Source organism: Geoalkalibacter subterraneus (genome assembly GCF_000827125.1).
In the GTDB taxonomy this organism is placed as follows: domain Bacteria; phylum Desulfobacterota; class Desulfuromonadia; order Desulfuromonadales; family Geoalkalibacteraceae; genus Geoalkalibacter_A; species Geoalkalibacter_A subterraneus.
This window is the reverse complement of the sequence record NZ_CP010311.1, coordinates 865,946-885,517: the sequence shown is the minus strand read 5'-3', so window position 1 is coordinate 885,517 and position 19,572 is coordinate 865,946. Positions and strand designations below refer to the sequence as shown.

General features: G+C 55.2%; 21 protein-coding genes and 1 pseudogene. 13 read left to right on the top strand and 9 right to left on the bottom strand.

All coding sequences use genetic code 11. From position 1 onward, the window contains the following. Window positions 1–6: 6 nt before the first annotated feature. Window positions 7–378, bottom strand: coding sequence for a fluoride efflux transporter CrcB (crcB, locus tag GSUB_RS04015; RefSeq protein ID WP_040199303.1), 372 nt, complete (start codon window positions 376–378; stop codon window positions 7–9). A gap of 248 nt (window positions 379–626) precedes the next feature. Here crcB and rpoH point away from each other — a divergent pair, with 248 nt between their 5' ends. The 3 genes from rpoH to scpC all read left to right on the top strand — a co-directional run bounded on the left by rpoH (window position 627) and on the right by scpC (window position 4,241). After that, window positions 627–1,499, top strand: coding sequence for an RNA polymerase sigma factor RpoH (gene rpoH, locus GSUB_RS04010; protein WP_040199301.1), 873 nt, complete (start codon window positions 627–629; stop codon window positions 1,497–1,499). A 76-nt stretch (window positions 1,500–1,575) separates the two neighbouring features. After that, on the top strand, window positions 1,576–2,316 hold the full coding sequence (locus GSUB_RS04005) for an outer membrane protein assembly factor BamD (RefSeq protein WP_052464511.1): 741 nt from the start codon (window positions 1,576–1,578) through the stop codon (window positions 2,314–2,316). A gap of 338 nt (window positions 2,317–2,654) precedes the next feature. After that, on the top strand, window positions 2,655–4,241 hold the full coding sequence (gene scpC, locus GSUB_RS04000; RefSeq protein ID WP_040199299.1) for a succinyl-CoA:acetate CoA-transferase ScpC: 1,587 nt from the start codon (window positions 2,655–2,657) through the stop codon (window positions 4,239–4,241). Between the two features lie 59 nt (window positions 4,242–4,300). Here scpC and GSUB_RS03995 read toward each other — a convergent pair whose 3' ends face one another. Further along, window positions 4,301–5,206 carry a tyrosine recombinase XerC gene (locus GSUB_RS03995; RefSeq protein ID WP_040199298.1) on the bottom strand — a complete coding sequence of 302 codons (906 nt, stop codon included), beginning with the start codon at window positions 5,204–5,206 and terminating at the stop codon, window positions 4,301–4,303. Window positions 5,207–5,393: 187 nt separating this feature from the next. On the opposite strand from GSUB_RS03995, the gene GSUB_RS03990 reads away from it, so the two are divergent. Genes GSUB_RS03990 through GSUB_RS03980 form a run of 3 tightly spaced genes read left to right on the top strand, consistent with a single transcriptional unit; the run spans window position 5,394 to window position 7,256 of the window. Continuing rightward, window positions 5,394–6,260, top strand: coding sequence for an alpha/beta fold hydrolase (locus GSUB_RS03990; protein WP_040199297.1), 867 nt, complete (start codon window positions 5,394–5,396; stop codon window positions 6,258–6,260). Next, the gene (locus GSUB_RS03985; RefSeq protein ID WP_040199295.1) at window positions 6,223–6,618 is read left to right on the top strand and encodes a secondary thiamine-phosphate synthase enzyme YjbQ; all 396 of its coding nucleotides are present in this window, start codon (window positions 6,223–6,225) and stop codon (window positions 6,616–6,618) included. Before GSUB_RS03990 ends, GSUB_RS03985 begins: the two co-directional genes overlap by 38 nt. Next, window positions 6,615–7,256: a DUF362 domain-containing protein gene (locus GSUB_RS03980; RefSeq protein WP_040199294.1), complete on the top strand. Its 642-nt coding sequence runs from the start codon at window positions 6,615–6,617 to the stop codon at window positions 7,254–7,256. Before GSUB_RS03985 ends, GSUB_RS03980 begins: the two co-directional genes overlap by 4 nt. A gap of 71 nt (window positions 7,257–7,327) precedes the next feature. Here GSUB_RS03980 and GSUB_RS03975 read toward each other — a convergent pair whose 3' ends face one another. From GSUB_RS03975 to GSUB_RS03960, 4 genes are all read right to left on the bottom strand, one after another. Then, entirely contained in the window at window positions 7,328–7,522 is a 195-nt protein-coding gene (locus GSUB_RS03975) for a hypothetical protein (RefSeq protein WP_040199293.1), read from the bottom strand. 30 nt (window positions 7,523–7,552) lie between these two features. Then, complete coding sequence (locus GSUB_RS03970) at window positions 7,553–7,774, bottom strand: NifU family protein (RefSeq protein ID WP_040199291.1); 222 nt, start codon at window positions 7,772–7,774, stop codon at window positions 7,553–7,555. Window positions 7,775–7,854: 80 nt separating this feature from the next. Next, a complete protein-coding gene (locus GSUB_RS03965; RefSeq protein WP_040199290.1) occupies window positions 7,855–9,012 on the bottom strand; it encodes a class I SAM-dependent methyltransferase in 1,158 nt (385 codons plus the stop codon). Window positions 9,013–9,254: 242 nt separating this feature from the next. Next, a complete protein-coding gene (locus GSUB_RS03960; RefSeq protein ID WP_040199289.1) occupies window positions 9,255–9,899 on the bottom strand; it encodes an HAD family hydrolase in 645 nt (214 codons plus the stop codon). 41 nt (window positions 9,900–9,940) lie between these two features. Here GSUB_RS03960 and GSUB_RS03955 point away from each other — a divergent pair, with 41 nt between their 5' ends. From GSUB_RS03955 to GSUB_RS03945, 3 genes and pseudogenes are all read left to right on the top strand, one after another. Continuing rightward, a complete protein-coding gene (locus GSUB_RS03955; RefSeq protein WP_040199288.1) occupies window positions 9,941–10,129 on the top strand; it encodes a hypothetical protein in 189 nt (62 codons plus the stop codon). A gap of 154 nt (window positions 10,130–10,283) precedes the next feature. Continuing rightward, window positions 10,284–10,568 (top strand): annotated as a pseudogene (locus GSUB_RS20150) (fructose-bisphosphatase class II); the annotation flags it as partial. 276 nt (window positions 10,569–10,844) lie between these two features. After that, window positions 10,845–11,672 (top strand): cytidylate kinase family protein, encoded by an 828-nt coding sequence (locus GSUB_RS03945; RefSeq protein WP_040199287.1) that lies wholly within the window; start codon window positions 10,845–10,847, stop codon window positions 11,670–11,672. A gap of 96 nt (window positions 11,673–11,768) precedes the next feature. Here the strand turns inward: GSUB_RS03945 and asnS are convergent, their stop codons facing one another. Further along, a complete protein-coding gene (gene asnS / locus GSUB_RS03940) occupies window positions 11,769–13,172 on the bottom strand; it encodes an asparagine--tRNA ligase (RefSeq protein WP_040199285.1) in 1,404 nt (467 codons plus the stop codon). 135 nt (window positions 13,173–13,307) lie between these two features. On the opposite strand from asnS, the gene GSUB_RS17880 reads away from it, so the two are divergent. Beyond that, entirely contained in the window at window positions 13,308–15,461 is a 2,154-nt protein-coding gene (locus GSUB_RS17880) for an ATP-binding protein (RefSeq protein WP_052464509.1), read from the top strand. 2 nt (window positions 15,462–15,463) lie between these two features. Here the strand turns inward: GSUB_RS17880 and GSUB_RS03930 are convergent, their stop codons facing one another. Further along, complete coding sequence (locus GSUB_RS03930) at window positions 15,464–17,050, bottom strand: peptide chain release factor 3 (RefSeq protein WP_040199284.1); 1,587 nt, start codon at window positions 17,048–17,050, stop codon at window positions 15,464–15,466. A gap of 137 nt (window positions 17,051–17,187) precedes the next feature. Then, on the bottom strand, window positions 17,188–18,045 hold the full coding sequence (locus GSUB_RS03925) for a YitT family protein (protein ID WP_040199283.1): 858 nt from the start codon (window positions 18,043–18,045) through the stop codon (window positions 17,188–17,190). A gap of 39 nt (window positions 18,046–18,084) precedes the next feature. On the opposite strand from GSUB_RS03925, the gene GSUB_RS18965 reads away from it, so the two are divergent. From GSUB_RS18965 to GSUB_RS03920, 3 genes are read left to right on the top strand one after another with little or no spacing between them, the layout of a single operon-like run. Next, complete coding sequence (locus GSUB_RS18965) at window positions 18,085–18,420, top strand: hypothetical protein (protein WP_144401941.1); 336 nt, start codon at window positions 18,085–18,087, stop codon at window positions 18,418–18,420. 51 nt (window positions 18,421–18,471) lie between these two features. Continuing rightward, entirely contained in the window at window positions 18,472–18,645 is a 174-nt protein-coding gene (locus GSUB_RS19595; protein WP_200890166.1) for a hypothetical protein, read from the top strand. A 7-nt stretch (window positions 18,646–18,652) separates the two neighbouring features. Continuing rightward, window positions 18,653–19,438, top strand: a complete 786-nt coding sequence (locus tag GSUB_RS03920; RefSeq protein WP_040199282.1) for an FRG domain-containing protein — start codon at window positions 18,653–18,655, stop codon at window positions 19,436–19,438. The last annotated feature ends 134 nt before the right edge of the window (window positions 19,439–19,572 follow it).

The following is a 19,572-nucleotide window of genomic DNA, read 5'->3' as shown; positions in this document are numbered from 1 at the left end:
TCCGGGTTAAAACTGGCGGGCAACATAGATGCCCAGCCCTGCAAGCACAACGCAAGCGATGACATTGAGCAGAACAGTGGCTCCCGCCTGCCATAAACTGCCCTCTTCGATCAGCCGCCAGGTTTCATAGGAAAAAGTCGAAAAAGTGGTAAAGCCCCCCATGAATCCGACGGCCAATCCAGTACGCACATCAACGGAAAAGATCGTGGTGCGCAGCCCCGCTTCCATCAGCATGCCGAGCAGAAACGATCCGAGCATATTGACCATCAGGGTTCCATAGGGAAGGCTGCGTCCGAAAAGCGCGTACCCCCAGCCAGAAACCCAGTAGCGCGCCAGACAGCCGGCCGCGCCGAACAATCCAATATAGAAAACTTTCATAGCCCTGATCGCAAGGGATAAATACGGTTGATGAAAACACGCTGGAGCGAATGAAAAGGTCGGCGCACTTGTTAAGGTGCCGCATCATTATGGCCGGACGGCCACAGGCTGTCAACGTGTCTGAATATCACGCGGCACCCCGGGTTTTTCCTTTCGCCGCTTGCATTTGGGGACAATTCTTGTTATAAAATTTAGCACTCACTTTGCACGAGTGCTAACAAAACCTTTTCACCGGGAGGCTCACGCCCATGAATCTGGCCACCCTGCCCGTTCCGCAGGACGGGCTTGAACACTACATGCAGCAGATCACCCGCTTCGACATTCTGTCACGGGAAGAAGAATACGATCTGGCACGCCGTTATTACAAGCGCGGCGAAATCGACGCCGCCCACCGACTGATATGCGCCAACCTGCGCTTTGTCGTTAAAATTGCCTACGAATACCGCGGTTACGGCCTCAAACTGCTCGACCTGATCCAGGAGGGCAACATCGGCCTGATGATGGCGGTCAAAAAATTCAATCCTGAACGGGGAATCAGGCTGATCTCCTATGCCGTCTGGTGGATCAGGGCCTATATTCACAATTTCATAATTCGCAGCTGGTCCCTGGTTAAAATCGGCACAACCCAGGCACAGAAGAAACTTTTCTTCAAACTGAGCCGCACCCGTGCCAAAATCGCCCACCTGCAGGGTGATGATGATCCCGCCCGCATCGCCAAGGAACTTGAGGTCGAAGAGGACGAGGTCGAGTCGATGGCCCTGCGGATGAGTGCCCGCGATGCCTCCCTGGATCTCGAACTCAGCGAGGGGGAGGATTACAGTCTTCTCGACACGCTGGCCGACGAACGCGACAACCAGGAGCAGCTGCTGGCGCAGCAGGAAGAATCCCGGGCGCGAAAGCTTCAGGTTCGAAGCGCACTGGCGGTACTGAACGAACGTGAGCGCCGCATTATCAGCGAGCGTATCCTTGCGGAAGATCCACGCACTCTCCAGGACCTTGCGGCCGATTACGGCATCAGCCGTGAACGGGTGCGCCAGGTGGAACAGAACGCCATGAACAAGATGCGTCGCGCCCTGGAACAAACCGGGCATTCAAGCCCACAGACATGCGCTGCCAATTGACAAAATTACGAACTTGACTTACCTTCACCCTGCGCCTTCAATTTATTCCCCGATTCACGGCAAAGGTATGCGGTTCATGTTGAAACGATTTTTCCTGCTCACGTTTATTCTCGCCCTCTCGGCCTGCGCTCCCAGCCCGGATACCGATAACCTTGGCGGAGTCCAGAAGCATTTCACCGAAGGTGAAAGCTATTTCGAGCGCGGTCTGTATGACGAGGCAATCGCCTCCTGGGAAAAAGTTCGCGACAGTTATTATTCACCGGAACTCAACATCCTTGCCGAAATCAAGATTGCCGATGCCTACTTCGAGGCCGAGCGTTATGTGGAAGCAGCTGTGGCCTACGAAGACTTTCTCAAACAGCACCCCGATCACCCCCGCAACGCCGACGTCCTTTACCAGCTGGGGCTCACCTATTACCGCCAGATCCTGTCGGTGGACCGCGACCAGACCGCAACACGCAACGCCTTGGCGACATTCGAGATCCTGCTTGAGAAATACCCCGAGGATCCCCGGCGCGAAGAAGTCGGTGCCCTTATACAGCGCTGTCGCGATCATCTTGCCGCCCACGAACTCTATGTCGGCCGCTTCTACCTGCGAACCGGCCATCCGAAAGCTGCTGCCCAGCGGCTGGAATATCTCTTTGAGACCTACCCCAATTTCTTTGAGCGTGACGAGGCCTATTTTTATCTGGGACGCGCCTACCTGGAATTGGGCAATCGCGACAAAGCCGTAGACGCCTTCAACACCCTGATGAAGGAGTTTCCCAAGAGCGAATATATCCCCAAAGCGCAGAAGATTGTTGCCAAAGCATTTTAGCGAGTATTCCCGCTTCCTTCCGACGGATCAAACTCCTCGGCCTACCACAAAAAGTAAAATCCATTCTTTTTGCTTGACTTGCCGTTTACGGCATATTATAAGGGAGTGGATTTTGAATATAACGTGATTTTAAAATCTACTCATCGCACGCATCCCATCATTGCGGTTGATGACTATAAACAGGACATTCCTGTTTTTATTTAATTATTTCAGTTGTTTTTATTGCAGACCCAATGCCGAAAATTCGCTTAAAAACAACCCACTTTTTCAGCTCTGCAAAACCTGACGTGGCCTGTCGCCACGCAGTCTGTTCGACTTAAATTCACAGGAGGAGAGAGATGTCCGATTTCGGAACCCTGGAAAGTCGCGTTCGTCGCAAGTCCCTGCTCAAGAAGGTCGTGAAGGCCGAAGACACCATTGAGCACTTCAAGTCCGGCATGAATTTGATGTGGTCCGGTTTCACCCCCGCCGGCTACCCCAAAGAGGTTCCCATCGCGCTGGCAGACCACGTCGAGAAAAACAATCTGCAGGGCAAACTGAAATTCAACCTGTTCATCGGTGCTTCCGTCGGTGCTGAAACGGAAGACCGCTGGGCGACCCTTGACATGATCGACCGCCGCTGGCCTTACCAGACCGGCAAGAACATTGCCAAGGGGATCAACGAAGGCCGCATCCGCATGGGCGACAAGCACCTCGGCCTGTTCGCACAGGACGCCGGTTACGGTTTCTACACGGAAAACGGTCGCTACGACATTGGCATCATTGAAGTTTCTGCCATCAACGAAGACTGCGGGCTGGCCCTGACCACCTCCTGCGGCATCGTCGCGGAAACCATTAACCTCTGCGACAAAATCATCATCGAGGTCAACACCGGACAGCCCTCCTTCGAAGGCATGCATGACATCTTCATGCAGTACAAGCCGCCGCGTCGTCAGCCTTTCCTGATCACCAAGGCGGACGACCGCATCGGCACCTCCTATGTCCCCTGCGATCCCGACAAGATCGTCGCCGTGGTTGAGTCCAAGCGCCGCGACAAGGGCCGTGCCTTCTCCGAGATGGACGACACCTCGGAAGCCATTGCTGACCACATCCTCGACTTCTTTGCTCACGAAGTCAAAATGGGCCGCCTGCCCGAGAACCTGCTGCCCCTGCAGTCCGGTGTCGGCTCCATCGCCAACGCTGTCGTCGGCGGCCTGGCAAAAGGTCCGTTCTCCAATCTGACCGTTTATACCGAAGTTCTGCAGGACACCATGCTCGACCTGTTCGACTCCGGCAAGCTCAACTGCGCTTCGGCCTGCTCCCTGTCTCTGTCTGAAGATCCCGGCTTCCCACGCTTCTTTGACAACTGGGAGAAGTATTTCGACAAGATCGTGCTGCGCCCCCTGTCCATTTCCAACGCTCCCGAGCCGATCCGTCGTCTGGGGTGCATCGCCATGAATACCCCGGTCGAGTTCGACATGTATGCTCACGCCAACTCAACCCTGGTCGGCGGCACCCGCATGATCAACGGCCTGGGCGGTTCCGGCGACTTCCTGCGCAACGGCTATCTCAAGATCATGCACACCCCGTCGGTACGCCCCACCAAGACCGATCCGCTGGGCATCACCTGCGTGGTCCCGAAGGCGCCTCATATCGACCACACCGAGCACGACCTCGACTGCGTGGTCACCGAGCAGGGTCTTGCCGACCTGCGCGGCCTGGCACCGAAAGATCGTGCCCTCAAAATCATCAACACCTGCGCACACCCCGAGTATCGCCCGATTCTGCTGGACTACTTCGAGCGCGCCAAGAAAGAGTGCCTCTCCAAGGGGATTGGTCACGAGCCTCAGCTCTTCGACCGCTGTTTCAAGATGCAGCAGAACCTTGCAACCAACGGCACCATGCGCATCAAGAACTGGGATATCAATATCGATCTCTGCGAATAATTGCAGCTTCGATCTCCCATTGAAAACAAAAACCCTCTCCGAGATTCGGAGGGGGTTTTTTATTTTTTCTTGCGCCCGCGGGGATGGGCCTTATCATAGACCGCCATGAGATGGTCGATTCCGACCTGGGTATATTTCTGGGTGGTGGACAGGGAAGCGTGACCGAGAAGTTCCTGGATCGCGCGCAGATCCGCGCCCCCCTCAACCAGCAGATGCGTGGCAAAGGAGTGGCGCAGCGTATGGGGAGTGGCCGGTGAAAAAATCCCGGCTTGAATCAGGTGTTTCTTCATGTGCCTCTGAATGCTGCGCGGCGTCAGACGCTCGCCTCGATAGTTAAGAAACAGGGGCGCATCGGGCGGCGGATTTCCGCGCTCCTGCAGATAGGCCTCCAGTGCGGCCAGAGCCTTTCGTCCCAGGGGAACAATCCTCTCCTTGCGCCCCTTTCCCATAACCCGCACCAGGCGCTGATCGAGATCAACGCGGCCCACATCAAGCCCGGTCAGCTCGCTGATCCTGAGGCCGCAAGAGTAAAGAGTCTCGAGAATGGCTCGATCACGCAGCTCCAGCAGGTCATTGCCTCCAGTCTTTTCCATCAACCCGCACGCCTGATCGACACTGAGAGAATGCGGCAGCGTGCGCTCTTTTTTCGGCGTGCTCAGCAGCTCGGTGGGATCCGCTTCCAACAGCCCTTCTCGAACGAGGTAACGAAAGAAACACCGCAAGGCGGCAATTTTGCGTCCGATGGTTGTACGGCCATTGACCTTTCCAAGTCCCGCGAGAAATGCCCGCAGGGTTCTCAGGTCTACTTTACGCAGATCTTCAACAGAGGGATTTCCCCTCGTGAGCCGACCAGCAAGAAATCTGCGAAAACCTTCGATATCGCGGCAATAGGCCTTGATGGTGTGCTCAGACAGTCCACGTTCATAGTGAAGGTGACGTTTGAATCGGTTCAGACAATCGAGCATAGTCTTCTCTTCCCGCGGCAATCGGCCATTTTCGTCAAAAAGCCATCAAGAGCGCTGATTGACCCTTTATAGCTGACCTGCCATAATGATGAAGGTTGCTCCACCCCGCAAAGGGGGCGATTAACCACCATTCGCGAAAGGCATCTTGAAAAACACGCCTCAATTCGAAACCGTTGGAGAACCTGCGATGAATCTGATTCTTATCGCCTTGACCATTCTTGCTCTCGCGGTCGGGGTTGTCGTTCTGTTCAGTTATACCATAGCCTGGTGTGAAGCTGCCAACCGCGAACCGCAACTCATGAAACAACGTTTCAAACCCGCGGTTCTCATCTTTGCCATACGCCTGATGGCCATGGAATTCTGTTACCTGCTGGCCACTGTGCTGGCCCACCCTCTGGGATGGATTCCTGTCCCCCAAAAGACACGCGGCCAGGGCACCCCCGTTCTGCTGCTGCACGGGCTGTTTCATAATCGCTCATGCTGGTGGCTTTTCAAGCATCGTCTGCGCCAGTCACGATCCAATCCAGTCTATTCCATGACTCTGAATTATTATCGGAAGGATATCGAACCACTCACCGAAGCGGTGGCTAAAAAAATCGACCTGATCCGCTTTCGTCACGGCGTAGAGCGCGTCGATCTCATCGGACACTCAATGGGAGGCCTGATCGCGCGCAACCTCATTCAACTTCGAGAGGGCAGCGACAAGGTTCGACACTGTGTCTGCCTCGGATCCCCTCATGGCGGCTCGCGGCTGGCCCCCCTGGCGGTCACCCCCGTAGGGCAGGACCTCATCCCCAACTCGGATTTTCTCAAACGGCTTGCAGCGGCTCCCATTCCGGGCAATGTCCAATTTACCTCGATTTTCAGCCGAAACGACAACCTGGTCCTGCCTTTTGACTCAGGCCGCATGGAGGGCGCCCACAACATGGAACTTTCAGGTCTCGGACACAGCACCCTGCTCTATCACCGGGACGCGTTTGAAGCTGCAATCAAACGGCTTCAGGAAGAAGACGAAAATGATCCGGATCGACATCCAGAGCAAAAGTCAGGTTGAACTGATCGACATCACAACCGAGGTACAGGAAGCAATCCGCGAGGCCGGCATTAAAAACGGCTGCGGGATGTTGTTCGTTCCCCACACGACTGCGGCTGTCACGATCAACGAAAACGCAGACCCGGATGTGATCACCGACATGCTTAAGGCGTTGGACAAAATAGTTCCCCTGCAGGGAGGGTACCGCCACGCCGAAGGAAACAGCGCGGCACACGTCAAAACGACGCTGGTGGGAAACAGCGAAATGCTGATGATCGAAGAAGGGCGAGTCGTTCTGGGGCGCTGGCAGGGTATTTATTTCTGCGAGTTCGACGGACCGCGCCCGCGCCAGGTGCTGTTCAAGACAATCTCTGCATGAAAACGGTTTCCCTGCAGGCACTGCCCGACTATGACCCCGCGACAGTTGCCGCCGCCCTGGATACACTCCTCTCGCCTCTAGGGGGCATCAAAGCCTTTATCCGTCCAGGACAGAAGGTTCTGATCAAGCCCAACATGCTGGCCGGCAAAGCGCCGGAGAAAGCGGTGACCACCCACCCTTCAATTGTCCGAGAAGTGATTCTGAGAGTGCAGTCAGCCGGGGCCGTCGCCGTTGTCGGGGATTCCCCGGGGATCGGCAGCTGCCGTCAGGTGGCGCAGAAATGCGGAATTCTTCAGGTGATCGAGGAAACGGGGGCGAAGCTTGCGACGTTCACCGAATCTGTCCCCATCGGCGGTTCGGGCGAGAGCGGACACCGGCTGGAAGTGGCCCGGGAGGTGATAGCGGCGGATAGCATTATCAACCTCCCCAAAGTCGATCCACGCTTGTGCTGCAGTTGCGGCCTGTGCGTCAAACATTGTCCACCGCAGGCCATGACCCTTGATTCAAAGCGGGTGCGCATCGATTTGAATAACTGCATTTCCTGTTTCTGCTGCCAGGAACTCTGTCCGGAGGGTGCAATCGAAACTCAACAGGGATTCCTGCTGCGCCTGGCCGACTTTATCCATGGCCGAACCTGAGAGATGCCGCACAACGTAAAAAAAGCTCCTTTGAGGAGCCTTTTTTACGTTAAGGAATAAGTCGACGAGGATCAGTCTTCGTAGACCAGAACCCTGACCAAACCGATGGACGAGCCACTTTCAGTGGTGGCCGTGTCGCTGACGCTGAGCACTTTCTCGATCTTGTTCTCCCGGATGAAGGCATTGACCCGCTCATCCAGTTCGTCAAGCTCCTTGTGTGTCTTAAATGGCTGCAACGGTTCTCCGAATGTCTTGACTTTAATCATCCTCGCCTCCCTTTCTGGTTGAGATGAGAATCAGACCTGGACCACCTCTTTGACGCCAGGAATTTTCTCTTTGAGTGTTTTCTCGATCCCCATTTTAAGGGTCATGGTAGACATGGGGCAGGACCCGCACGCACCTGTCAGACGCACTTTCACAATGCCGTCATCGCCGACTTCAACCAGCTCGACATCGCCGCCATCGGCCTGCAATGCGGGACGAACCTCATCAAGTACCTTTTGAACCTGTTCTTTCATCTGGTGTAACCTCCTGTGATGTTGTGTTTTAATTATAGGCACAACGCTCGCCCTGCGCAACCGACCCGGCCCGGCCGGGTTTACAGCGGCACCGGGATGTCGCCGATGGCCCGTTGACAAAGAAGCTTCGGGGTACCGACCTGTTTACCCTGCACCAGGACTTTAAAGGTCTCTCCCATTCCCTGGTCAGGCATTATCAGATTTTTCAACGTCATGCGAAGAGCGCGCTCTTCCTTGGGGTCTTTCAAATCAGCCTGCAGCCTCATCAGTTCTTCGACAAACCCAAGCCCCATCAGAAAACGGTACTGCGGCCCGAAATAAAGCGGTTTTAAGCCGAACTCCTCTCCGACAAGAGGGAGGGTGGTAAAATCCACATGGGAGGTAATGTCCTGCCGCCCGACATTTTCGAGAGGATTTTCGTTGGTCTGATGATGCTGATAGCAGAGCAGGGTTCCAGTGCGGCGCAGCGGAGAAAACAACTCCTGCGCCTGGTATCCATAATCGATCGTAATGACAAAACCGCGCTTCAGCTTTTGCGCAACTTCGGTCATCCAATCCTCTGCAGCCAGATTGACTTCCGCACGATTGCCTTCGCGCAGGGTGATTCCAAGACGCGAAAAATATTCTTCGATACGCGATGTCGACAGGGCTCCCATTTTTTCATTAAATGCACCGTCCTGCCAATCGACATAAATTTCACGCAGCCCTTCCGGTGTCTGCTCAACCAGATGCACCGGGAAGGCATCGACCAGCTCGTTGGACAAAAAACAACCGACAACCGGCTCCAGCTGGTCAAAATCGGCCCATTTCACCCTTGAAGCATGTTCAGCCAGAAGCTCCTTTTGGCGGCGGCGCCCGTCTTCACCGATCTCGACCAGAACATATTCCAGGCGATCATAAAAATCGGGATCCTCATTGCGCGCGGCGTTGAGAATGTCCAGGCACAGGTGCCCTTCTCCCGCACCCTGCTCAACCACCGTAAATGTTTCCTCCTCAAGAATTTCGGCCATCTGGCGAAGCTGTCGGAAAACAAGCCGACCGAACAGCGAGTGGACACTGCTGGAGGTAAAGAAATCGCCTTCCTTGCCGATGCGCTGCCGGGGAGCCGCATAATACCCCCAGCGCGGGTGGTAGAGACACTGCTCCATGAAATCGACAAAAGGAATGGGGCCGCTCTCGGCAATCCGCTCCCGCAGAAAGACTTCAAGTTCGATGTTATTTTCGTTATTCTCCGTCATGAGGATCCAACCTGAAAACTTATGTTGAACATTGGTATCGAGTCACTACGTGGGATCCCATCTCCCATGACAAGGGTGTTTGGCGCCAGGGATGGCGACAATCAAACGGCCAGGGATGGCGAAAAGTGCCCCTTGTCATGGGAGATGGGATCCCACGCCGGACAGTGACAATTATTGAAAAGAGGCGATTCTAACCCATATCCCAAAGCTCAGACAAGCATCCATTGCAGCCCAAACCGGATTCAGGGAATGATTCCCAGCAACTTGTGGATCTGAAGCAGATCTGCGGTTTCTCCGACCAGCAGGGTAGGAATCCCCAGATGGGCCGGCAATTTGAGGTCAATAGCGGCCCGGTCTCCGACAAAAAGGAAACTTTCCGGCGGCCCCCCGATATCCTCCAGCACGCGCCTGAAAGCTTCCGGATCGGGCTTCGGAGCCTGGGCGAACTCGATGGTGTAAAGCCGGGCAAACATCTCCTCGACACCGAGCAGAGAGAGTATTTTATGGCTCAAAGGCAGGCTGTTGTTGGTATAAATATAAAGATCGCACTGCTCACGCAGAGAATCGAGCAGCGCCACCAGGACCGGATCATGATCAAGATACTGCTCAGGACGCACCCTGTACTGCAGCATCTGGTGAAATTCCCGGATTTCAATTCCCAACTCGATGCAGGTGCGGGTCAACGTCGGCTGTTCTTCAAAGATTTCCGTCAACCGCGAGCGTGCACGCGCCAGAATTTCACGCCCCCTCTCCCTCGACACCCCGCGTGACTCCGCGACAAGCTCGACAGCAGCTTCCTCAATCTGTTTGCCCAACTGCGGGCAGACATACAGGGTACCGTCAAGATCGAATACGATGGACCGGGTCTCACTCAGATCGGTCAGCATAGGGTCAAAAACCTCCAAGATCCGGCATGCAGGAGGATTGTGTGAAGTTTTCCCGCGATACCATATTTCTTTTCATCCTACTTGTGCTGCTGTTGCTCGGCATGGTCCTGACGCTGATTTTCGGCGGGGAGAAAAGCCGTCACGGCTACGGCAGTATTCCGGATGCGCCCGGAAACACTCTCTCCGCAGTTGTGCACGCAGAGAAAAACAGCCCAATTATAGGGCGATAAAACACAACATGCCATGGCAAATATTGAGTTTATGCCCAAAAACATGCCATGATGCCTCCCCTGCAGCAGAGACAAGCGGCTTGAGCCCTTGCACTCACGCGGGATGGTCAACGGCAAATCTCTACAAATACAATCCTTTCTCAAAGAGGTACTTATGAATCGCAACCTGGTTCTGGAACTGGTCCGTGTCACCGAAGCAGCCGCGCTGGCCTGCGGACGCTGGGTCGGAAAAGGAAACAAGATGGCAGCCGACGAGGCGGCCGCCGATGCCATGCGCAAAATGCTCGATTCGGTCGGCATCAGCGGCACAGTGGTCATCGGGGAAGGCGAAATGGACGAGGCGCCGATGCTCTATATCGGCGAAAAGGTTGGACAGGGAGGCCATGATGCGGATATCGCTGTCGATCCGCTGGAAGGCACTACCATCTGCGCCAAGGGGAAGTGGTTTTTGCAGCGACCGGAGTCACCAACGGCGACCTGCTCAACGGCGTGCGTTATTTCTCCGGCGGCGCAACCACGCATTCTATCGTCATGCGCTCAGCCAGCCGAACGGTACGGTTTATCGAGGCACGTCATCATCTCGACTATAAGCCGGGCCTGGACTGATCAACAGGCATGCAGAAATTTAAAACTTGCAATATGATGTCGAATTTCTTAAATTAACACTGTTTTTTTGTTTTCCTAATGTCAATAATTGCAGATTGAGAGAGATTCCATGGCGATCATCACCATATCTCGAGAAATGGGCAGCGGCGGCATCCCCATCGCTCACAAGGCCGCCGAAAAACTCGGCTACACCCTGGTAGACGGGGAGATGCTGATGAAGGTGGCGGAAAAATACGGCCTGTCCGCCGAAGCGCTGGAAAAGGCCGACGAAAAACCGCCGGCATTCGTAGAGAAACAGGACTCCCAGGTCGAAGTCGACCTGCACCAGATCGAGCTGATCATTCTCGAATACGCCCTCAAAGGCAACGTCATCATCTATGGACGCGGCGGTCAGGATCTTCTGCAGGAGATCGACAGCGTCTTCCGGGTCAGGGTGATTGCACCCTTCGATCTGCGGGTAGAGCGCTGGGCTGAGCGCGAGTGGCTTGATCCTGATCTGGCCCGCAAACTTGTGCGCCGCAGCGATCAGCAGCGCGCCGGTTTCATCAAGTATTATTTCGATCGTGACTGGAAAGACCCCTTGGGTTATGACCTGATCATCAACACTGAGCGGATTACCGAGGAAACGGCCGTCCAGCTCATCTGTGACGGTGTGGCGGATACCGATTTGCAGGAGAACAAGGCCGCCAACAAAAAGATCCTCAAAGATCTTATCATGCGCAAGCGCATTGAAATCGGGCTGTTGAGTTCAGAGGTCGTGGAAGAACTGAACGTCGAAGTTTTTGTCAAAAACGGCAAAGCGACTCTGACCGGCACCGCTCACAGTGAAGACGAACGGCAGGAGATGCTACGCGTTGCAGCAGCCTGCCCCGATGTCGCCGAGGTTATCGACCGGCTGCGAGTCATCAAATACCGCAACTATATCAACGAGCACTGATTCGATCAGACCGCTTTTAAATCAAGCAATTTTGATGCAAAAAGGGACGGCATTGTGATGCCGTCCCTTTTTGCTTGCCGGCCATAAGTCCCCAGGTCAGAACGCCGCATTACCGGTCGTGCGCGGAAAGGGGATCACATCGCGAATGTTGCTCATGCCGGTGACATACATCAGGAAGCGCTCGAAACCCAAACCGAACCCGGCATGAGGACAGCTGCCCCAGCGGCGCAGATCGAGAAACCAGCCGAGACTCTCCGGAGCAATACCCGCTTCGATCATTCGTTGTACAAGCACATCGTGACGCTCCTCGCGCTGACTGCCGCCGATAATCTCCCCGACGCGAGGCACCAGGCAGTCCATGGCAGCAACCGTTTTCCCGTCATCGTTTGAGCGCATGTAAAAAGCCTTGATCTGCCGGGGGTAGTCGGTTACAAACAGGGGTCCATCCACTATCTTTTCCGTTAAAAACCGTTCGTGTTCCGACTGCAGGTCACAGCCCCATTCCACCGGAAACTCGAACTGCTCTCCGCAGGCCTGCAGCTCCTTGACCGCATCTGTGTAGGACAGGGTTGCAAACTCCGCATCAGCCAGATTTTCAAGTTTATCAATCAGCCCCTTTTCTATGCGGGCATCGAAGAACTTCAGATCATCGGCACACTCTTCCAGGGAAAACTGACACAGGTAACGCAGAAAATCCGCCGCCACACGGCAGTTTTCGGTCAGGTCGGCAAAGGCCATTTCCGGCTCGATCATCCAGAATTCAGCCGCATGGCGGCTGGTGTTGGAGTTTTCAGCGCGGAAAGTCGGCCCGAAGGTGTAGATGTCTGAAAAGGCCGTGGCGAAGGACTCACCCTGCAGTTGTCCACTGACCGTCAAACCTGTGCGTTCGCCAAAAAAATCCTGCGACCAGTCGATCCGGCCGTTATTCAAAGGGGGGGCCTGGGGGTCCAGGGTGGTGACCCGAAACATCTCGCCCGCACCCTCGCAATCATTGGCGGTAATAATGGGGGTGTGGACATAAAGAAATCCCCGCTCGCGAAAAAACTGGTGGACGGCAAAGGAAAGAGCTGAGCGCATGCGGAACACGGCGCCGAAGGTGTTGGAGCGCACACGCAGGTGTGCAATGGAACGCAGATATTCAAAGCTATGACGTTTTTTCTGCAATGGATATTGCGGATCCGCCTCCCCCAGAATTTCAAGTTGCTGCACCTGAAGTTCCATGGCCTGCCCTTGCGCCGGCGACGGCACAAGTTCGCCACGAACCGCGATGCACGCACCGGTCCCGATTTTGCGGATCTCCGGATAATTCTGTAGTGAAGAATCCACGACAGCCTGCAGACTGTCCAGGCAGCTTCCATCATTAACCGCAAGAAATGCTACATTTTTGCCTGCACGCACCGTCCTGACCCAGCCCTTCACCAGGCATGCTCCCGGCCGTGCATGGCTTGACAAAGCATCGCGCACCCGGGTGCGCGGCAGTGAAGATTCATCGAAATCCATAGGCCTCCTCGCTTAAATCGACAAAATTCGCATCAGAAAAAAAGACCGCCGCCGCAATTGCCCCACGAAGCAAGTCTGCTACATTTAAACATAATCATGTCGTATTTTCACGACTCATCAACCGAGACCAGACTCATGCCGGCTTTTCCTCGCTTTGCCATTCAGGGATTAAGAAAAAAAATCCTCTTCTGCTCGGTCGTTTACACGCTCGCCGCACTTCTTATCGTGGCGGCGGTAAGTACCTGGCCGCTACTGCGCAGTATGCGGCAATTCGAAGAAAGCAATCTGCTGCATGCCGTTCAGATCCGCACCCTGGCCGTAGAAGAATACCTCAACAGCATTCAGGAAATCACCCTTCAGATCGGCAGTCGCTCCCAACTGCGGCGGGCTCTCGAACATTATGCACAGGGGCGCTGGAGCCTGGATCAACTGCGGGAGTTCAGTGACCTTCGGATGGATGAGGCACGGCAGGCCTCCAGCACCGTACGGGGCCTCATCCGTCTGAGTGCCGATGGACAAACTGTGGCGCAGAACGGTCTTTACCCCACAATCGAACGCAATCCTGAAATTTTTTCTCGCCTCACCAGGCCAACCTCTGAAACGTACCTGGTGGATCCATTTGTTCTGCGGGGGGAGCTGGTTCTGGCCGTCGTCAATCCCATCTTTTCATTTGAGGACACTCCGATCGGCCAGGATATCGTCTTTTTTTCTACGGCCAAGCTGCAGCGGATCCTGTGGGACAAATCCGGAATGGGAGAGACCGGCGAAAGCTTTCTTGGAAAAGCCATAAAAAATCAGGCCGTTGTTTTTTTCCCAGGCAGAAAAGGCGAAGAAGAAACGTATAATCAAGATGTCCAGAGTCCTGTGCTGACAACGGCATTTGCATTGTCTGCCTCCGGGAAAACCGGGGTCAATCGTATAGATCCCGCTCAAAAAGGTAAAGGAGTAGTCATTGCTCATGCCCCTATCGCCGGAACCGCCTGGGGGTTGGTTCTGAACATGGACGACCGCGAATTCATGGCGCCATTGCGCAACCAGTTTGCCTCCCTGGCCGTTTCCGTGCTCTTGCTCACCGCACTGGGAGCCTTCGGCATGGGCGCCATTCTGCGGCCGATGACCGGCCGTGTTCTGGTTTACACGCGCGAACTCGACAACCTCAACCAGGAACTGAAGCAGGAGATCAGAGAACGACAAACCGCTGAGAACAATCTACGACGCAGCGAAAACCAGTGGGAGCAGACCTTTGACGCCATTACCGATGCAGTGGCCATTGTGGACAGCAGAGGGCAGATCCTCAAGATGAACCGTGCCGCATCCTCTCTCGTGCGTGAACTGGGCAGCGCCTATCCCGGCCACGACGGTCATGATCTGCTCTTCGATTCCCGCCACTTCCGGGATGACTGCTCCCTGGAGCAACTCCTGCGTGAGAAGGAACCCCGCTGCTGTGAGCGCACCACCCCGTCAAATAAGCGTTTTTTCCATATTTCCCTATATCCGCTCATCGATCACGCCAATGAGATCTGGGGTGGAGTCTATGTCACCCATGAAATCACCGAACGTAAAAAAATGGAGCGAGCCAAGGATGAGATGATCTCGGCTGTCAGCCATGAAATGCGCACTCCCTTGACGGCAATTCTTGGTTTTGTGGAATTCATGCTCGAAAATGAGGTTGACCGGGAACAGCAGGTTGATTTTCTGCGAACTGTCCTGCAGGAGACCGAACGCCTCAACGAACTGATCAGCAATTTTCTCGATCTGCAGCGCCTGCAGGCCGAAATCGGTCAATACCAGTTTGCCACGGTTGAGATCTGCCCCCTCTTGGAGCAGGCCGTCAGCCAGTTCCGAATGACCTCTCAAAAGCACACTCTGCGGATAGAGTGCCCAGAGGAACTCCCCCTTGCAGAAGCCGACCCACGGCGCATTATGCAGGTCATCAAAAATCTGGTGTCCAATGCCGTCAAATATTCTCCGGGAGGAGGGGAGATCGTCTGCGCTGCACGTCATGAAGGGGAGATGCTGCTGATTTCGGTGCGTGACCAGGGGATGGGAATCGCACTGGCGGAACGGGAACGGATCTTCGAGCAGTTCTACCGCATCGATGACAGCGAAAGACGCATTCCCGGCGGGATCGGTCTGGGCTTGGCCCTGGTGCGCGAGGTGGTCCTGGCTCACGGGGGGAGGGTGTGGCTGGAGAGTGAAGTCGGCGTCGGCAGCACCTTTTATTTCAGTCTGCCGATCGCCGCGGGCAAACAGGTCGATTCAGAGCCGACCCAATCGTGTCGGTTCTGAAATCATGCATGTTCACGGGCCTTGAGGAAGCGGATATCGGGCCACTGCTCGGCGACATGGTTGAGACGCCACTCGCTTGAGGCCAGGTAGGTCAGGTTCTCTTCGGCATCGAGCGCCAAGTTGCCCTGGTTCCTCTTCTCGAACTCCTCCAGCTTGGCGCGATCGTCGCACTCCACCCAGCGGGCGGTGGCATAATCGATCCCCTCATAGGTGGCATCTACACCGTATTCATCCTTGAGTCGCGCCATCGTCACATCAAACTGCAGCACACCGACCGCCCCAAGGATGTAATCACTGCCGAACAGGGGCCGAAACACCTGGACCGCGCCCTCCTCCGAAAGCTGTACCAGCCCTTTCTGCAGCTGCTTGGCTTTAAGGGGATTCTTCAACCGCACGCGGCGGAAATGGTCGGGGGCGAAGCTGGGGATGCCGGTGAATTTAAGAGGCTCTTTCTCGGTAAAGGTATCGCCCACCTTGATGGTGCCGTGATTGTGCAGGCCGATGATATCGCCCGGGTAGGCTTCCTCCACATTGGCGCGGTCCTGCGCCATGAATATGGTGGCGTTGGCCAGCGAGATATCCTTGCCGATGCGGTGATGGCGCACCTTCATGCCGCGGGTGAACTTCCCCGAGCAGATGCGTAGAAAGGCGATCCGGTCACGGTGGGCCGGGTCCATGTTGGCCTGGATTTTAAAGACAAAGCCGCTGAAAGCATCTTCGTAAGGGGAAACTTCGCGCGTTTCCGTGGCACGCGGGGCGGGAGCGGGCGCTACTTCGACAAAGGCGTCAAGCATCTCGCGCACGCCGAAATTATTGACCGCGCTGCCGAAAAAGACCGGCGTCTGGTTTCCCTTGAGGTATTCCTCAAGGTCAAAGGGATTGGCCGCCCCTTCGAGCAACTCGACATCGGCGCGCAGGTCATCGGCCTGAATTCCCAGCAGTTCATCGAGGCGCGGGTCGGAGAGATCGCGGATGGTCACCCCTTCATCCTGCACACGGTCAGCGCCGGCAGCAAACAGGTTGAGTTCCTTGCGATAGAGGTTGTAGGTTCCCTTGAAGCGCTTGCCCATGCCGATGGGCCAGGAGAGAGGTGCACATTCGATCTGCAGCGTCTCCTCAATGTCAGCCAGGATGTCCAGCGGGTCAAGACCTTCGCGGTCGAGCTTGTTGATGAAGGTCAGAATGGGCGTATTGCGCATGCGGCAGACTTCCATCAGCTTGCGGGTCTGGGTCTCGACGCCTTTTGCGTTGTCGATCACCATAACGGCGCTGTCTACCGCTGTCAGCACCCGGTAGGTATCCTCGGAGAAATCCTGGTGACCGGGGGTGTCGAGCAGATTGATGTCGAAGTCGCGGTAATTGAATTTCATCACCGAGCTGGTCACCGAAATGCCGCGCTCCTGCTCCACCGACATCCAGTCGCTGGTGGCGTGGCGCGAGGCCTTGCGTGCCTTGACGGCGCCGGCCATCTGGATGGCGCCGCCGAACAGCAGCAGCTTCTCGGTCAGGGTGGTCTTACCGGCATCGGGGTGGCTGATGATGCCGAAAGTGCGGCGGCGATCGATTTCTTTCTGATTGTGTTTCTTCACGTTCAACGTCCTGTCAGTATGAATCCAGATATAAAGTTGATGGCGTCGCAAAAGCAACGGGCCGGAAAAACCGGCCCGCAAGCTGTGGGATTCTACTGTGCCGGGGCCGGCCTGGTCAAGCGTACACCCGAATTTTATCAATAAATCTTGCGCCGCGAGAAGGTGGAACCGATGACCGCAAAGGTATTCTCGACAATGAACAGGGCGTAGTCATCCGTGGTGAAAACCAGCTCTTCCAGGCGCTTGAGCTGAATATTGTTGATAACAACCATCAGCATACGCTTTTCCGACTTCTTGTAGGCACCGGAACCCTGCAGGAATGTCGCGCCGATCTTGAGATGATCCATCACCTTGTCGGCGATCTCCTGGTTCCTGTCCGAGATGATAAAGCACACTTTGCGCTGGTTGAACATGGAAAGGCAGTACTCGATGGTCACCGAGCAGACAAAGGCGGCAATCAGCGAAGCGATAACCAGATCGTTGTCCAGACTTGCGAAACTGAATGAGAACAGGACGAAGTTGAAGGCAAAATAGGTTTTGCCGACGCCGATATTGTAGCGCTGGGTCAGGTAGACCGCGATCACGTCGAGTCCGCCGTTGGAACCGAGGGAGCGCAGCACGATCCCCGCCCCGGCACCGACCATGACACCAAAGCAGACGGCGGCATAGAGCTGATTTTCGATGCCGAAGTCCACGTTGACGACCATGAATGCCAGGGTGGTCACAATCATGGAGACAAAACTGTACCCCAGAAAGCGCTTGCTGATCATCAGATACCCGAAAATGAACATGGGAATATTCAGAATCAGGTAAATGATGCCCGCATTGGAAAAACCGGTCACATACTGCAGCAGGGCCGCGAGGCCGAACATGCCGCTGGGCACGAAACCGTGCGCGGTCGCCAGCCCCTTGAATGCAAAAGCCTGCAGAATGGATCCGGAAATCACCAGGAACAGATTCCAACAGACTGAATAGCTCCAATCTCTTCTACCCATGAACAGAACCTCCGTTGAAAAAAGCAGCCTGTATCAAAGGTGAAAACCTTTGAAACCGCAAGGGAATACATGTTGAAAAAGGGATTGTCAACCGGAATGCGCACCGCAGGTCAAAAAAGTAACGACTCACTAGATTTGCTTGCCCAGGCCGCATTACGAGGTGACGGTTTGAGCGCAGGTGCGCTCATCACCGGAGAAGATGCCGTCACGCCCTGCGGCCCACGCTTAACTCATTGTAAAATATCAGCATTAACACGACTCACGCCTGCTGAATTCTACCAAACGCAGAAGGCCCTTCAAATGCAACGCCAAATTGAACAACTTGCGGCATGGACACCCCCCCTTGGATTTGTTAGAATAATGCAGCTTTTCTGAAGTGTTTCACAACGCTGTTTTTCAACCATCCGCTCTTTCGGGAGGAGCATCGTGGTTATCATCCTCTCCATTCCGCTGGGAATCCTTTTTCTGACCATCGGCGTTCTGTGCGTACGCAGCCAATATCAGGCGCATGCCCTGGTATTCGGCCTGCTGGGAATGCTGGCCCTGTTCACCGGCATCGGTTCGGCCTGGTTCTCCTATCTCCTCGCCAGCAAAATCTGATGCTCCCGTGAACGAGATACGCATCGAGAGCTGGAACGAGCTGCAGGATCAACTCTTCGAGGACTCCTGGAGCGCCGACATCGGGCGCTTCCGTTCAAGGTATGCTTTTCGAGGGCTGTCCGATGCGAGCTACGGCCTCGAAACCACCCTCATGCGCCTGGGCGGTCCTTTCGACACCCTGGAACGCCATCTGCTGCGCAATTTCAAGAAATATGCGCACCGCACCGTCGTTGAACGCGATTCTCTCTGGCACTGGCTCAGTGTGGCCCAGCATTATGGGTTGCCTACCCGCCTGCTGGACTGGACCTACTCTCCCTTCATCGCCCTGCATTTTGCCACCGCCAATTTTGAACGTTATGACACGGACGGAGTCATCTGGGCGGTTAACTACCTCAAAGTGCACCGCCTGCTGCCGGAGAGGCTGCGCCTGAAACTGAGCGAAGAGGGTGCGAATGTCTTTACGGTGGAGATGCTCTCTGAAGCGGTACGCAGCCTGGAAGAGCTGAACGAACTCTCGCATCGCGAATTCGTCATCTTCTTCGAGCCGCCATCCATCGATGATCGCATCATCAACCAGTTCGCGTTTTTCTCGGTGATGTCGAAACCGACCTCCATCCTGCACCATTGGCTCAGCGAGCATCCTGATCTGTGGCGTCGCATCATCATTCCCGCTGAACTCAAATGGGAAATCCGCGACAAGCTGGATCAGGCCAACATCACCGAACGCGTTCTGTTTCCCGGCCTCGACGGATTATCTCACTGGCTCAAACGCCATTACAGCCCCAAGACCTGAATCTCCTTTAAATTGCCTGTGTCTCTGGCATAATGTGCAGGAAATCTTTGTTTTTCATACATCCGGACCACGTCCCCGCTCCATTCTGTGGCCACTGCTGATCTCTGCAGGGGGGAAATGGTCGTTTTCAGGAG